A 14,724-nucleotide genomic window follows, 5' to 3' on the forward strand; every position below is an offset into this window, starting at 1 on the left:
AAAACCAAAATAATAAATAACCAGTTTATTACATTACAAATGTCCGACATATATCGATCTTATGCTGTTAAGGTTTTGTTATTACTTTGTTGACCATACGTTAAGATTTGTAAAATCGCGGTTTTACGCTTTTTACAGTACTTTTGGCGATTTTATTTTTAAAAATTCAGTGTCGATTATTTTTGTCTGCCGATATGGTAAAGATATGTTTTTGGACCTGATAAAATGGCAAAAGGCAGCGGGCCGGAATATGATAAAAAATTAACAGCTGTATCAGAATCCTATTTTTCAAAGGATTAATAATGGTAAAAGAAAGCGTTTTTAAACTGTCTTTAATTTAAAACAAAAACAATCTGAAATGAACAGTTGCTAAGTGAGAAATTGAAGAAGAAGCAATAACGTTTTGGCAGACGAAAAAAATAACCCGACAGATTAAAACTGTCGGGTTTGTTATAATGTTCCGAAAAGAAAATTTTTTTAGTTTTAAGAAAAAACGACTGTTTTGTTACTGTAAACCATTGTTTTTCTTTCGGAATGCAGTTTAATAGCCCTGGCCAGTACAATGCGCTCTAAATCGCGCCCTTTCATAATAAAATCTTCAACAGAGTGAATATGCGAAACCCTCGCAATATCCTGTTCGATAATCGGGCCTTCATCCAGTTCTTCGGTTACGTAGTGACTGGTGGCTCCGATAATTTTAACACCGCGTTTAAAAGCAGAATGATACGGTTTAGCACCCGGAAATGCCGGTAAAAACGAATGGTGGATATTGATTATTCGGTTTTCATACAACGCAATTAAATTAGGCGTAATAATCTGCATATAGCGGGCTAAAACAATAAAATCAATATCGTATTTTTTTAACAGCTCAATTTGTCTGGCTTCGCCTTCTTCCTTATTGTCCTTAGTAAAAGGGACACAATGAAACGGGATATCAAAACGTTCCGCAACAGAACGCAGATCATTATGATTGCTGATGATCACCGGAATTTCAACATTGAGTTCCCCGGCACTGTATCTTCCTAAAATATCAAATAAACAGTGATCGTATTTCGATACAAACAAAGCCATTTTAGGTTTTTGTTCCTGATTGTATAAATCCCACGACATATTAAAGTCAGCAGCAAGGGTTTTGTCAAATTCTGCTTTTATATCGTCAAGGGTGGTCCTGTGATTAGCAAATTCACATTCCAGCCGCATAAAAAACACATTTTGTTCTACATCAACATGCTGGTCGATATAAGTAATATTTCCTTCTACTTTTGCGATAAAAGTAGTCACTGCGGCAATAATTCCTTTTTGGTCTTTACAGTGAATCAGAATGGTTATTTTTTGCATTTTGATTTTTTGATTTTTGATTAGTGGCGAAAGCGCAGAGTTTAGAATTAGAAAGGCAGCTTGGTACCTTTGCAGCTCTGTCCCTTTGAACCTGGGAAAAACTATTTTCCGTCCTGCATAGCAAAAACTTTTTGCAGTAAAGGCGTTGTTCTGGCGCTGATGTTGTTACGAATTTCTTTTTCTTCTACGGCGATCATTTTAAAAACACCTGTTAAAGCCTGATTGGTAGTATAATCAGTTAAATCAGGGTTTACTTTTTTTACTAACGGAATCGTATTGTATTTGTTAATGATTTTAGTCCAGACCACATCGGCACCTACTTTTTCGAATGAACTTTTAATTACCGGATTAAATTTTGCATATAAGGCACTTGTAGTACTGCCCTGAAGGTAAGAGGTAGCAGCACTGTCGTTTCCTAAAAGGATATTTTTAGCATCTGTAAAAGACATATTTTTTACTGCCGAAACAAAGATTGGGGTTGCTTCTTTTACAGCATCTTCTGCAGCACGGTTAAGCATTTTGATTCCCTCGTCGGCAAGAGAGCTAAGACCTACTTTTCGTAAAGTGGCATCCACTTTTTGCAATTCTTCCGGCATTAAAATTTTAACAGCTTCATTTTTATAAAAGCCATCAACAGCAGTTAGTTTACTCACTTGTTCTGTAATTCCTTTGTTAAGGGCTTCTTTTAATCCGGAAGCAATATCAACGCCTCCAACTCCTTGTGAAAGCTGAGGTAATTGATTTAAGGTCTGCTGCACCTGAGCGCAGGAGGTTAGTGAAAAGGTAACGGCTAATAATAAAATCTTTTTCATTGGTGGGGATTTGTTTAAGTTTCAAAAATACTACTTATTCAAAAACAAAGCCATAAATTTATTTCTGAACACGTAACATTTTGTTTCATAATTAACAATTGTAATAAGAATGGCTTTAAGGTTTCAGTAAATCTATTTCTTCGTCTGTTTTGTCAACGTATAAAGACATTTCACTGTATTTCCATTTTACTCTTTTCTGCCCCACAACAAAAAGAGTTCCTTTTCCTTTAGGACCTTTAAGTGGGATTTGAATATTACAATTTCCGGCAGTTTCGCCGCTTGTATGAATACTGCCCGAAATCATCCCGTCTGTTTCAAGGGGAGTTCCCAGTTTTTCAATAACTACTTTATTCTTCCCGGCAGCGGCAAACGAGGACTGAAAAGCATCAGATTCTTTCATTACCGCAGTAAGACCAAAGAAAATGGCGCCTATAAACAAACCAAAAAGAACCAGAAGTCCTAAGCATCCCGTTGGAACGAACCATTTCCAGTTTCTGTCCCACCAGTTTTTTCGGGGTTGATAATGATCATCGTGCATAAAAAAAAAGGTAGTTTTAAAAGTTGATATTACAGTTTGAAAGATATTTCTTTTTCTTTCAAAAGTAGTAAATCACACTCTAAAACTACCTTTCTCTTTGAGATAGATTTTCAGACAGACTGCAAAAAAATTATTTATCAATAATGGCAGTCACCGGATAAGATTCTTTAGTTAAATCAGCATCTTTTTGATACACATCCTGGAAGAAACCTACTTCTCCGTTTTCATTTACCAATGAAGTAAAGTAACAGATATAGATAGGTACTTTTTTAGACAGTTTAAAACTGTTTTCAGCTTTTCCGTCCATGGCTTTGTCTATTTTTTCTTTAGTCCATTCCGGATAATCTTTCAGCATCGCTACAGCCAGTTCTTTGGCCATTTTTACATTAATACAGCCATGACTGAAAGTTCTTTTTTCAAAATCGAATAAAGTTTTAGACGGTGTATCGTGCATGTAAATATCGTCAGGATTTGGGAACATAAATTTTACCAGTCCCAGAGAATTATTCGGTCCTGGTTTTTGTCTCACCTGTCCGTTTACGATTTCCATATTTTTTTCAGCCAGATAATTCGGGTCCGAAGCAATTTTAGATCGCAGCTCATTCTGAACAATACTTTGAGGAACCGTCCAGTAAGGACTGAAAACAATTCGGTCGATTTCTCCGTTAAAGATTTTAGTTTCGGTTAAAGGAGAACCCACAAATATGCTGGATGTTAATTCGACTTTTCCGTTTTTCACATAAATCAGTTCAAACGAAGGAACGTTTACCATAATATATTCATCGTTATTCACTAACTGTGGTGAGATCGAACGGATTCTTTCCATATTTAACAGCAGCGTTTTTACTTTGTCTGAAACCGGAATATTCATTTCCTTAATGTGTTCTTCTGCCAGGATATAATTTGGTTTAAAACCGTTACGGACTTTATATTTCATAACCCCGTCCATTAGTTCACGGTCATAAAAATCGCTTTTAGAATCCTGTTTTAGATCACCAAGTAAATACAAGCGTGTTCTAACCTGAGCAATAGTAGGCGAAGTTGCATCAGGACGCAGGTCTTTATAAGGAGTTTCGGCTATGATAGGTTTCCATTTACTCGATTTTTCCAGTTTTTTATACTGTTTTAAAGCATCCTGCAGTTTGTAATACTGGTCATAAAGATTTCCGTCGTCTTCTACTTTTGCAGCAGCTTCTTCAATAGTACTGTAATTAAGGAAGTCTTTCAGCAGAGCATCATAAGACAGTTTTTTCTTGTCGGAATTGCTTTTTTTAGCATATACAACATATAAAGAACTTAAGAGCATATCAGCATCGGTTCTGGAAAGCGTAGTTTCTGACGAATTATCAAAAAGCTGGTCTATTTCTTTTTGGTACGGAATAACCAGATCGTTTGTTTTTTTTGCTTTTTCATACAAAATAGTACCAAATTCGTTGATCTCGTTTTCATCGTACCAGATGCTTCCCAGAGATCGGTTTTTGTACAGTGACATGACATCAGATTTGTACTTTTTCAAATCAGAATACCTTCTGAAGAAATCATTAGAAATATTGTCTTTTGCATTTTCATCTGAAATACTGAAAAATGCCGGGTGGTTTGAAGTTTTTTTATATGATAGATTGTCATTCTCAATTTTGCTAAAAGAAGAAACAAAAAAACTCAAACCTAAAATTACGGTGAAAGAATAAAATGTTTTCATTTTTTTTAATTTTTACGTTATTACTTTTTCTGTAAGTCGTTGGTAAAAATTTGGGGCTTTTCTACACTGCTAAATTAATTTAGGAAGCCTTAAAACATGTTTTCTGATTTTATTTAAATGTTGCGAAATTGCCATGTCTTTAAGCTTTCTTTAACTATATCAGTTATTTACGTAATTTGTTACCCCTTTAGTTCACGAAATCGATTTATTTTTGTTAACATAAAGCTATAAGTATAAACAAATATTAAAATATTTTGTAAATTGCTCGCTTAAAATTATCATATTCATAAAATGGAACAGCAAATACCATATAATCCTAAAAATAAAGTAAGAATTGTCACAGCAGCATCGCTTTTTGACGGACATGATGCCGCCATTAATATTATGCGCCGTATCATACAGTCAACGGGAGTTGAGGTGATACATCTTGGTCACGACCGCAGTGTTGAAGAAGTCGTAAATACCGCCATTCAGGAAGATGCCAACGCCATTGCTATGACTTCTTATCAGGGAGGACACAATGAATACTTTAAATATATGTATGATCTGCTTCGCGAAAAAGGAGCCGGACATATTAAAATCTTCGGAGGCGGAGGCGGTGTAATTCTGCCAGCTGAAATCGAAGAATTGCATGAATATGGTATTACCAGAATTTATTCTCCGGACGACGGCCGTTCTCTGGGTTTACAGGGAATGATTAACGATTTAGTTCAGCGTGCCGATTTTCCTGTTGGAGATACATTAAACGGAGAAATCGATCATATCGAAAATAAAACGCCAACAGCCATTGCCCGTTTGATTTCGTCTGCAGAAAATTTCCCGGAAATTGCAAAATCAGCTTTTGATAAAATTCATGAAATTAATTCCAGTTCCAAAATTCCGGTTTTAGGAATTACAGGAACAGGCGGTGCCGGAAAATCTTCTTTGGTAGATGAACTGGTGCGCCGCTTTTTAATTGATTTCCCGGAAAAAACAATCGGATTGATTTCTGTCGATCCTTCTAAGAGAAAAACCGGAGGAGCACTTTTAGGAGACAGAATCCGTATGAATGCCATTAATAATCCTCGTGTATATATGCGTTCGCTGGCGACTCGTCAGTCGAATCTGGCTTTGTCTAAATATGTAGCTGAAGCAATTCAGGTTTTGAAAGCAGCCAAATACGATTTGATTATTCTGGAAACTTCCGGAATCGGACAATCTGATACGGAAATTATGGATCATTCTGATGTTTCTTTATATGTAATGACGCCAGAATTTGGAGCAGCGACACAATTGGAGAAAATTGACATGCTTGATTTTGCCGATTTAGTGGCGCTGAACAAATTTGATAAACGTGGCGCGCTTGATGCTTTGCGTGATGTAAAAAAACAATATCAGCGAAATCATGGTCTTTGGGATAAAAATCCGGACGAAATGCCGGTTTTCGGAACGATTGCTTCGCAGTTTAATGATCCGGGGATGAACACGCTGTATAAAGCGATTATGGATAAAGTGGCAGAAAAAACCGATTCAGATTTGAAATCGACTTTTGAAATCACTAAAGAAATGAGCGAGAAAATATTCGTGATTCCGCCGGGAAGAACCCGTTATTTATCTGAAATCGCCGAGAATAACAGAAGTTATGATGAAACGGCAATTGCACAGCAAAAAGTCGCTCAAAAATTATACGGAATTTTTAAAACCATAGAATCGGTTTCTGGAAAAGTTCCGCAAATCACAAAAGCAGGAATCGACGATTCGACTGTTTTAAATGGAGGTTTTCAGGAACACGACGAAAACAGAATCTTTTTAAATCTTTTGCTAAATCAGTTTGATAAAGTAAAAATGGATTTAGATCCGTATAACTGGGAAATCATTTTGAATTGGGCAGATAAAGTTGCCAAATACAAAAATCCGGTTTACTCGTTTAAAGTCCGTGATAAAGAAATCAAAATTGCAACACATTCTGAAAGTTTATCACATTTACAGATTCCTAAAATCGCACTGCCTAAATATGAAGGCTGGGGCGATATCCTAAGATGGAGTTTACAGGAAAATGTTCCTGGCGAATTTCCGTTTGCTTCAGGATTATATCCGTTTAAACGGGAAGGCGAAGATCCGTCGAGAATGTTTGCGGGTGAAGGCGGACCGGAAAGAACCAATAAACGTTTTCATTATGTAAGTGCGGGAATGCCTGCAAAACGTCTTTCGACCGCTTTTGACAGTGTGACTTTATACGGAAACGATCCTGATTTACGTCCCGATATTTACGGAAAAATCGGAAATGCCGGAGTTTCCATCTGCTGTCTGGACGATGCTAAGAAACTCTATTCCGGTTTCGATTTGGTTCATGCTTTGACTTCGGTAAGTATGACCATAAACGGGCCTGCGCCAATGTTGTTAGGTTTCTTTATGAATGCGGCCATCGATCAGCAATGTGAGTTGTACATTAAAGCCAACGAATTAGAAAAAGAAGTTGAAGCTAAAATCAACAAATTATATAAAGAAAAAGGAATTGAAAGACCGAAATACCAGGGCGATCTTCCAGACGGGAACAATGGTTTAGGATTAATGCTTCTGGGGGTTACGGGAGATCAGGTTTTACCTCAGGAAGTGTATAATGATATAAAAGCCAAGACCTTATCGCAAGTCCGCGGAACAGTTCAGGCCGATATTTTAAAAGAAGATCAGGCGCAGAATACCTGTATTTTCTCAACTGAATTTGCGTTACGATTAATGGGAGACGTTCAGGAATATTTTATCACTAAAAACGTTCGTAATTTCTATTCGGTTTCGATTTCAGGATATCATATTGCCGAGGCGGGAGCAAACCCAATTACGCAATTGGCATTTACACTTTCAAATGGTTTCACTTACGTGGAATATTATTTGAGCCGTGGCATGAATATCAACGATTTTGGCCCGAATTTATCGTTCTTCTTCTCAAACGGAGTAGATCCAGAATATTCAGTTATCGGTCGTGTGGCACGTAAGATTTGGGCAAAAGCCATGAAAAACAAATACGGAGCCAACGAAAGAGCACAAATGCTGAAATACCATATTCAGACTTCTGGACGTTCGTTACACGCACAGGAAATTGATTTTAATGATATTAGAACGACTTTACAAGCTTTGTATGCGATTTACGATAACTGTAATTCGCTTCATACAAACGCTTACGACGAAGCGATTACAACACCAACAGAAGAATCGGTGCGTAGAGCAATGGCGATTCAGTTGATTATTAATAAAGAATTAGGTTTAGCGAAAAATGAAAACCCAATTCAAGGTTCGTTCATCATCGAAGAATTAACTGATTTGGTAGAAGAAGCTGTTTTACAAGAATTCGACAGAATTACAGAAAGAGGCGGAGTTCTTGGTGCAATGGAAACGATGTACCAACGTTCTAAAATTCAGGAAGAAAGTTTGTATTACGAAACCTTAAAACACAACGGAGATTTCCCAATTGTGGGTGTAAATACTTTCTTGAGTTCAAAAGGTTCACCAACGGTAATTCCGGCTGAGGTTATTCGTGCTACCGAAGAAGAAAAACAATACCAGATTACAATGCTGGATAACCTGCATAATTTCCACGAAGCAAAAGTAAACGAACATTTAAATGCTTTACAGCAAGCGGCTATTAAAAACGAAAACTTATTCGATCATTTAATGGAAGCTACAAAGGTTTGTTCTTTAGGTCAGATTACTTCGGCGTTGTTTGAAGTTGGCGGGCAGTATAGGAGAAATATGTAAAGTTTAAAATCAGATAATTATAAAAACCGCATTTAGTTTATTTAGCTAAATGCGGTTTTTTTATTTAATACTAGTTACTTTTAGGTCCCGTAATCGCATGTGTCTTGGGTAAAATATTTTGGATATTATTATTGTTTGAGAAAGTAGTGTTTTATGAAAAAAGAACGAGATTCAAAAAAAATAAAGGCAATCTAAATTTCGATATAATTTAAAATCATGGAGGAAAAACTTAAAAAAATAATTGATAATATAGCTATTTCAGGATTTAAAAATCATGGTTACTTAAAGGATAATAATGTTTGTTATCTTTTAAAGAATGATGAAAACAGAATATTAAAATTGACAATTCGGCCTTCTGAAACAAATAGTGAAAATGACGAAATAATTTCCATTCATTTTAATATTAATTTTATAAAGGTTACCAAAATACTTAATAAGGCATTGGAGATAGAATATAGACCCGAGTTTCCTTATTGGGAGGAAAATGCCGAGACAATAATGATTGATAATGAGTTATTCAGTCAAATTAATAATGTTCCAAATAGGATATTATTAAAACATACTTTGACAGAAGATGATATTCTTGAATTTTATAATGAAATACAATTCACATACAATAAATTTTTAGAGCCATTTGTTGATTCATTTCCTAATTTAGAAAGTGTAAACACTGGGATAATCGAAAGAAAAAATTCCGATGAATGGCATCATCTTATACCAGGAGAAACTATATTTAAAGTTTTAGTAATAATGAAAATCTGTGGAAATGAAAATTATGACAGCTTTTTATCCGAATATAAATCAAATATTGAAAATGCGATTAATAACGGTAATTCAAGATATACTTCTTACTACAATAATCTAATTAAGATTACGGAATATCTTAATACCGATGACTATAAAAAGTTTTTATGAAAGAATATATTTATTCTTCCCAGCACGAGTGTCTCGCTCGTGAACGCAAAGTAATGTGCAAGCGAAACGAAATGAATAGTAGTTATAATATTAATATATTGGTACAAAAGTTTAATTATGAAAAAATGTATTTACTTATTTTTATTTGTTCAGTCACTCTTTTGTGTCGCTCAGGAACCGCCTGCGATTTTTAAATTAAAATATAGTTTGTTAGGGGTTGATTCTACTAATGTTGTTAATCAGATCAAAATTGATTCTCCTTCTTTAGAGTTCTATAAAAAATCAAAAAATAATTATTTAACAGACCAATACTGGGAAGAATACAAAGGGAGAATCCGAATCGATAATGAATTTCTTTATCTGTATATGGGAAATCCGTTTCCCAGAAAAAATGATGTCATTGTATTGAATATTTTTAGAACAGGAAAATCCACCATGACTATTTTTCTTAAAATAAACTTCGATTTAGATTACGGGGAGAAACTGTATTTAAAAGGTTTGAGTTTTGCTGAAGGTAATTATTTTATTGACTTATCAGATCCAAATGCAAAAAGTCTTTTCATTTCCTCTTCTGTTTATAAGGAAAAAGAAATTGATGTTAGTAATATTGAAGTTTATAAAACTGATATGAGACAGCTAAATAAAAGGATATAGTCGTTTATATTTTATGATTACTACCAACGTAAGAGTACACTGGCGAACTTAAAGTAATGCACGAGCGAGAAGCTCGCACCAACGAAACAAAAAAATCCTATTATCAAATATAACCCGTGGTTTCAACCACGGGTACACAACACGAGCAAGACAATATCACATTCCAGTAGTTGAAACCACGGGCTATGTTTATACCGTTTAAGAATGGCAAAAAAGAAAATCATTCCCCAATAATCTCGCTAACATCTCCCAAAAATTCCATTTCGGTTAAAGGGAACATCTGCAGTATGGTTTCCAGAATAAGACCTACGTTTATAGCATCGTTTTGTTTTTGAGGGTTTTGCCTGTCGTGGTCGAGAGCCAGAATGCACAATTTCAGCATATTGGTCATAATGCAGCCCAGTTCGTAATAATTAAAAACCTCGATTTTAAGAATATAGTTTTCCGATTCGGTATCCGAAGGCTGTAGTGTACGGAAATAACGGGCAGTTAAACTTTTAAGTTTTGCTAAAGTTTCGGTTTCTGTGGTTTTCATAAGGCTTGTATTTTGTTTAATTACTTTACAATTTGACTTTTATAAAAATTGTATAAGAAAAATTGTACTTTTGTTTGGTTTGGCGAAGGAAGAAATACATTGTATTTTACCAAACCGATTCTGCTGGTATCGTACTTGCTAAATAAGTTTGTTACCCGCAGAAGTTTTCACACTTAATTATTATCTTTGAATTATGAGCACAGTAACAAAACCAAATCATATAGGGCGAAAAATAAGCCGTATTCGTGAACTTCGTGACATGAAACAGGAAGCTTTGGCACAGGCTTTAGGAATAAGTCAGCAAACCATATCGGCTATTGAAAACAGTGAAACTATAGAAGAAGAAAGACTTTCTGAAATAGCAAAAGCTCTTGGTGTTACAGTTGAAGCAATTAAAAATTTTTCGGAAGACGGTATGATTAATTATTTCAATACTTTTAATGAATCAGTTTCAGGTAATAATTTTAATCATTATAATACCTGTACTTTCAATCCATTAGATAAATTGATGGAAACGGTAGAAGAAAATAAAAAGCTATACGAGCGACTGCTTCAATCGGAAAAAGACAAAATAGAATATTTAGAGAAACTGCTGAAAGAGAAATCGTAGTTTTACAAAAATAAAAGCATTCGCCAACACGGATGCTTTTATTCTTTAATGAAAAACTATATCACTGTTGAACATAGTATTAGAAAATAAAGGCATTCAAACCGATACTTTTTACCTACCGCCTTTTACTTTATACGAAGGTGAAATTATTGTTTTGTACCTCTATAACCGAAAAGAATCATACGATGCAGAATGGTATCTCAAAGATATTTTTTGCGGAACTGTAAAACACGAAAATGTAGTTTTGCACAGAAAACGGACGTTTGTAGATTTTTTTAGGGAATCCAACTTCAGGGACAGGTTTTTCCCTTCGACGGTTAACCGATTTCTCAAAAAAGATACTGATTTTACGAGTCTTTTTTTAGTGAAATTGTTTGAATCAAAATACATTACCCGCAAAACCAAAATACACAATCTGGGAGGCACCCAGCGAAAGCTGTTAAACTTATACAGCACATTTTTAAAAACAAACGATATCCTGTTTGATGTAGCCGGATTGGATGCTCAGGGTTCGGTAACGGCTTTTAAAATAGTGCAGGAAGTCGTAAAAAGTACTGGTTCGGCCATTATGCTGGCTCATTTTGCTGATGTACGGGAACACGCTTCAAAATACATTACGGTAGAATGGCACGAGGACAGTCTTCCGCTTCATAAAAGATTGGAAAATGATTTTTAAATAAATCGCTGAAAACAGGTATTTCTACTTTAAAGGGAGAATCTTTAATGACGTATTTTTGGTTTACAATCAAAAAATAAAAGTATGGAACCAGACTCTAACCAGTCCTTACAGGATTTAGGCCTAAAACTTGTGCCAGCTCAAACAAACATTGCCACTGCCGAAGGGGAAATACCCATTTCGTACTTAACCATAGGCGAGTCAGTTTTAGTATTTTCTGCTCAATTAGAGTCAGGAAAAATTACCCTGAAATCATCACAGGCTGAAATTAGTTATTACTCAAATTATCCAGCTAGTACCAATCTATTTCTTTCTGTTTTTATAACTACGAATGCTGCGGGTGTTAAAGGTGAATTTGTATGCAGCCCGCAGATGCCTTTCCTGTTGACAAATGGAAAATATATACAGGCTCAGAATTTAACAGCCGGACAACTGCTTACTGATCAAAACGGAAATCCTGTTGAGGTTGTTAGTTCTGGATTGAATGGTTATTTTAATGCTCTTAATGCTATTGGTGTTGGTAGCCCGTTCAAGTTTACCGGTCCTGATAATCACTTGATATCGGCTCAGGGATTAATAGTAGGGGATTATTTTTTTGAACAGAATTTTAATTCTTTACCAGCGGACTTAATAGCATAAAGGGGGCAAAATAAAAAAGCACCAGTATAACTGATGCTTTTTCATTCTTTTTCAGGGCAAAAAAAGTGGTTTTAACGACGAAATCCTGGACTATGGTTCACAGATTCGTCTAACTTAACTGTTTTTACCTTTTTGGCAGCAACTTTAATTTCGTGCTTCGCAACTTTGTCGTTTGCTTTAACTTCAAGAACATAAGTTCCGGCAGGAAAGCCTTCTAAACTGATTGTTTTTGAAATTTCCAATTTGTTTGCTGCAGATTCTCCCGCATAAAGTAAATTGTGATTTTCGTCGTAGATAGAAAATGATGATTTTTCAAAAGTGTCAAGAGTAAAGCTTACTACTTTACCATTTCCGGTTTGAATGTGTAAAATGTAATCGCCTTTTCCATCAATGGCGTAAGTAAAAATTGTTGCTAAAAAAAAGGCCGCAACTAACCCAGCTTTGGTAAATTTTGTCATGTTTTTTTTAAGTTTTATTACTAAATGTGGAACGTCCAAAACTACAAATACAAATTTAATTTTTAGCAAAAAAAAGATCTTTTTTAAGGTTTAAAATGCTGAATTAAAACTGTTTCGGAGTTTTATCTGCTCAATGTACGTAAATAAAGGGCTTACGGTTTTAACTTTTTTTATTTTTTTAATGGTTTCTAAACTAGTCTTTTACATTTATTAAGAATAATTTTTCAAAAAAAAATCAATTTTGGATTTTTATGTTAAATCAGGGCAAAAAAAAACAGCTCAATAACCACAAAGAGCTGTTTTTAAAACAATCACAGTTTTAACTTTACTAACTATCTAACCTCATTTTATACTTATGAGAAAGTATCACTTTTAGCGTGCTGCCACGCTTGTATTTTTAGCAGAAACTCCTGCTTTGTAAACCGATGATATTGCTTTTGAAGATAAAACAGTACTGTCATCAGTTATTTTAATTTCGTGTCTTACTTTTTTTACGTTGTCTTCAGCTTCTAAATAATAGGTTCCTTCGGGAAATTCTTCAAGGCTGAAAGTTCTCAGTATTCCGTCTTTACCTGAAGCGGTTTCAGAATAAATAAGTGATCCGTCTTTGTCATAAATAGTCAGGGTTGCTTTTTGCACTTTGTTTATCGCAAAAGTGATCAGCTTTCCGTTTGCTTTTATTACATGAAGATTAAAATCTCCATTTCCATCAATTGCATAGGTACTTCCTGTAAAAAGTACTGCACATACTAAACTCAATTTTAAAATCTTTTTCATAACTCTTAGTTTTAAATTATTAGTTTAATTCTCTGATGTAAAATTAGTTAAGGATTACAAAAAATATCTCTGCTCTGTTTTCCAATTTCGATGCTGTATTCTCATTTACGAAACCGTTATAGGTTAAAACTTGAATTATATTTATCTATTTTGTTAATTAGGTTGTTATTTTTTAATGTTTTGATGTTGTAATGATTTTACTGTTTTCTTACAATTTGATAATATCAGAACCTAAAAGACAGTGGTTTTGTAAAGCAGGTTTTATCAAAAAGTAAAACGCAAAAAAAAACAGCTCAATAACCACAAAGAGCTGTTTTTAAAACTTTCGTTTTTAAACTTTACTAACTATCTAACCTCATTTTTATACTGTATGCGAGTATAAATTTTAAAGTGCGCTGAGGATGCACTTTTATTTTTAGCAGAAATCTACTTAGTTAACTGATGTAGTGGCTTTTGAAGACAAAGCACAAGTTTTATCAGTAATAGTGATTTCGTGTCTTGCTTTTTTGAAGTTGTCTTCGATTTCTAAGAAATAAGTTCCGGCTGGGAATTCTTCTAAGCTGAAAGTTCTCAGGATACCTTCTTTACCGGCAGCATTCTCAGAGTAAATTAAATTGTTGTTTTTGTCGTAAATACTAATACTTGCTTTTTGAGTTTGGTTCAAAGCAAAAGTGATTATTTTTCCGCTGCTTTTTAATACGTGTAAATTAAAAGCATTGTTTCCGTCAATTGCATAAGTACTTAAACCTGACAAAAGTACTGCACATACTAAGCTCAATTTTAAATTCTTCATAACTGTTTTATTTTTAAGTGTTTTTATGTCTAATTCTCTGATGTAAAATTACTTTAGTTGTATTTGTTTTTTATCATCTGTATTTTCCAATTTCGATGCTATATTCTCATTTACGAAACCGTTATAGGTTAAAATTTGAATTATCTCTATCGTTTTAGTTAATTCAGTTGTTATTTTTCAAGGTTTTTAAGGTTTGCTGGTAAAAGGATTATGATGATTTATAATAAAAACCGGAAGCTTTAAATTGCCCTGGAAATTGCAGTTGAATTAAGGTGGATTATAATGTAATTTGATCTCTTGTTTCCCGTGGTTAAAACCACGGGTTATGTTTAAATGTGGTAATTAGCTATTGTAAATTTGGAGATGATAAACATAGCCAGCGGTTTCAACCGCTGGAACGTGTCGCATATCATCGTATCGTATATAATATTGTTGTTGATTTAGCTTTCGTTCCCCCGTGGTTGAAACCACGGGGTATATTTCAATGTGGTACCTAGTGGTTGTAAATTGCAAGGTGACAAACATAGCCAGCGGTTTGAACCGCTGGA

14 protein-coding genes are annotated in these 14,724 nt (G+C 34.5%); 6 read left to right on the forward strand and 8 right to left on the reverse strand.

What is annotated here, in order from left to right:
* Positions 1–483 precede the first annotated feature (483 nt).
* The 4 genes from purU to ACODST_RS27275 form a co-directional block, all read right to left on the reverse strand.
* The gene (gene purU, locus ACODST_RS27260) at positions 484–1,338 is read right to left on the reverse strand and encodes a formyltetrahydrofolate deformylase (protein WP_488935252.1); all 855 of its coding nucleotides are present in this window, start codon (positions 1,336–1,338) and stop codon (positions 484–486) included.
* 101 nt (positions 1,339–1,439) lie between these two features.
* Complete coding sequence (locus ACODST_RS27265) at positions 1,440–2,150, reverse strand: DUF4197 domain-containing protein (protein WP_488935253.1); 711 nt, start codon at positions 2,148–2,150, stop codon at positions 1,440–1,442.
* Positions 2,151–2,265: 115 nt separating this feature from the next.
* Positions 2,266–2,688: a cytochrome c oxidase assembly factor Coa1 family protein gene (locus ACODST_RS27270; RefSeq protein WP_488935254.1), complete on the reverse strand. Its 423-nt coding sequence runs from the start codon at positions 2,686–2,688 to the stop codon at positions 2,266–2,268.
* Positions 2,689–2,818: 130 nt separating this feature from the next.
* The gene (locus ACODST_RS27275) at positions 2,819–4,387 is read right to left on the reverse strand and encodes a L,D-transpeptidase family protein (protein WP_488935255.1); all 1,569 of its coding nucleotides are present in this window, start codon (positions 4,385–4,387) and stop codon (positions 2,819–2,821) included.
* Between the two features lie 291 nt (positions 4,388–4,678).
* Between ACODST_RS27275 and ACODST_RS27280 the strand changes: the two genes are divergently transcribed.
* From ACODST_RS27280 to ACODST_RS27290, 3 genes are all read left to right on the forward strand, one after another.
* On the forward strand, positions 4,679–8,119 hold the full coding sequence (locus ACODST_RS27280; RefSeq protein ID WP_488935256.1) for a methylmalonyl-CoA mutase family protein: 3,441 nt from the start codon (positions 4,679–4,681) through the stop codon (positions 8,117–8,119).
* A gap of 216 nt (positions 8,120–8,335) precedes the next feature.
* A complete protein-coding gene (locus tag ACODST_RS27285) occupies positions 8,336–9,034 on the forward strand; it encodes a hypothetical protein (RefSeq protein ID WP_488935257.1) in 699 nt (232 codons plus the stop codon).
* Between the two features lie 117 nt (positions 9,035–9,151).
* On the forward strand, positions 9,152–9,688 hold the full coding sequence (locus tag ACODST_RS27290) for a hypothetical protein (RefSeq protein ID WP_488935258.1): 537 nt from the start codon (positions 9,152–9,154) through the stop codon (positions 9,686–9,688).
* 220 nt (positions 9,689–9,908) lie between these two features.
* Here the strand turns inward: ACODST_RS27290 and ACODST_RS27295 are convergent, their stop codons facing one another.
* Entirely contained in the window at positions 9,909–10,223 is a 315-nt protein-coding gene (locus tag ACODST_RS27295; protein WP_488935259.1) for a hypothetical protein, read from the reverse strand.
* 193 nt (positions 10,224–10,416) lie between these two features.
* Between ACODST_RS27295 and ACODST_RS27300 the strand changes: the two genes are divergently transcribed.
* The 3 genes from ACODST_RS27300 (at position 10,417) to ACODST_RS27310 (ending at position 12,148) form a co-directional block, all read left to right on the forward strand.
* Complete coding sequence (locus ACODST_RS27300) at positions 10,417–10,833, forward strand: helix-turn-helix domain-containing protein (RefSeq protein ID WP_488935260.1); 417 nt, start codon at positions 10,417–10,419, stop codon at positions 10,831–10,833.
* 67 nt (positions 10,834–10,900) lie between these two features.
* The gene (locus ACODST_RS27305) at positions 10,901–11,509 is read left to right on the forward strand and encodes a hypothetical protein (protein ID WP_488935261.1); all 609 of its coding nucleotides are present in this window, start codon (positions 10,901–10,903) and stop codon (positions 11,507–11,509) included.
* Between the two features lie 84 nt (positions 11,510–11,593).
* Positions 11,594–12,148, forward strand: a complete 555-nt coding sequence (locus tag ACODST_RS27310; RefSeq protein ID WP_488935262.1) for a hypothetical protein — start codon at positions 11,594–11,596, stop codon at positions 12,146–12,148.
* 71 nt (positions 12,149–12,219) lie between these two features.
* Here ACODST_RS27310 and ACODST_RS27315 read toward each other — a convergent pair whose 3' ends face one another.
* From ACODST_RS27315 to ACODST_RS27325, 3 genes are all read right to left on the reverse strand, one after another.
* Positions 12,220–12,606, reverse strand: coding sequence for a secretion protein (locus ACODST_RS27315; protein WP_488935263.1), 387 nt, complete (start codon positions 12,604–12,606; stop codon positions 12,220–12,222).
* 372 nt (positions 12,607–12,978) lie between these two features.
* On the reverse strand, positions 12,979–13,383 hold the full coding sequence (locus tag ACODST_RS27320) for a T9SS type A sorting domain-containing protein (RefSeq protein ID WP_488935264.1): 405 nt from the start codon (positions 13,381–13,383) through the stop codon (positions 12,979–12,981).
* Positions 13,384–13,813: 430 nt separating this feature from the next.
* Positions 13,814–14,176, reverse strand: a complete 363-nt coding sequence (locus tag ACODST_RS27325) for a T9SS type A sorting domain-containing protein (RefSeq protein WP_488935265.1) — start codon at positions 14,174–14,176, stop codon at positions 13,814–13,816.
* Positions 14,177–14,724 lie beyond the last annotated feature (548 nt).

This window comes from Flavobacterium sp. FG19, from assembly GCF_057809475.1.

Coding starts and splice junctions, on each gene's coding strand:
- purU (WP_488935252.1), bottom strand. CDS start 1,338: ATGCAAAAAATAACCATTCTGATTCACTGTAAAGACCAAAAAGGAATT.
- ACODST_RS27265 (WP_488935253.1), bottom strand. CDS start 2,150: ATGAAAAAGATTTTATTATTAGCCGTTACCTTTTCACTAACCTCCTGC.
- ACODST_RS27270 (WP_488935254.1), bottom strand. CDS start 2,688: ATGCACGATGATCATTATCAACCCCGAAAAAACTGGTGGGACAGAAAC.
- ACODST_RS27275 (WP_488935255.1), bottom strand. CDS start 4,387: ATGAAAACATTTTATTCTTTCACCGTAATTTTAGGTTTGAGTTTTTTT.
- ACODST_RS27280 (WP_488935256.1), top strand. CDS start 4,679: ATGGAACAGCAAATACCATATAATCCTAAAAATAAAGTAAGAATTGTC.
- ACODST_RS27285 (WP_488935257.1), top strand. CDS start 8,336: ATGGAGGAAAAACTTAAAAAAATAATTGATAATATAGCTATTTCAGGA.
- ACODST_RS27290 (WP_488935258.1), top strand. CDS start 9,152: ATGAAAAAATGTATTTACTTATTTTTATTTGTTCAGTCACTCTTTTGT.
- ACODST_RS27295 (WP_488935259.1), bottom strand. CDS start 10,223: ATGAAAACCACAGAAACCGAAACTTTAGCAAAACTTAAAAGTTTAACT.
- ACODST_RS27300 (WP_488935260.1), top strand. CDS start 10,417: ATGAGCACAGTAACAAAACCAAATCATATAGGGCGAAAAATAAGCCGT.
- ACODST_RS27310 (WP_488935262.1), top strand. CDS start 11,594: ATGGAACCAGACTCTAACCAGTCCTTACAGGATTTAGGCCTAAAACTT.
- ACODST_RS27315 (WP_488935263.1), bottom strand. CDS start 12,606: ATGACAAAATTTACCAAAGCTGGGTTAGTTGCGGCCTTTTTTTTAGCA.
- ACODST_RS27320 (WP_488935264.1), bottom strand. CDS start 13,383: ATGAAAAAGATTTTAAAATTGAGTTTAGTATGTGCAGTACTTTTTACA.
- ACODST_RS27325 (WP_488935265.1), bottom strand. CDS start 14,176: ATGAAGAATTTAAAATTGAGCTTAGTATGTGCAGTACTTTTGTCAGGT.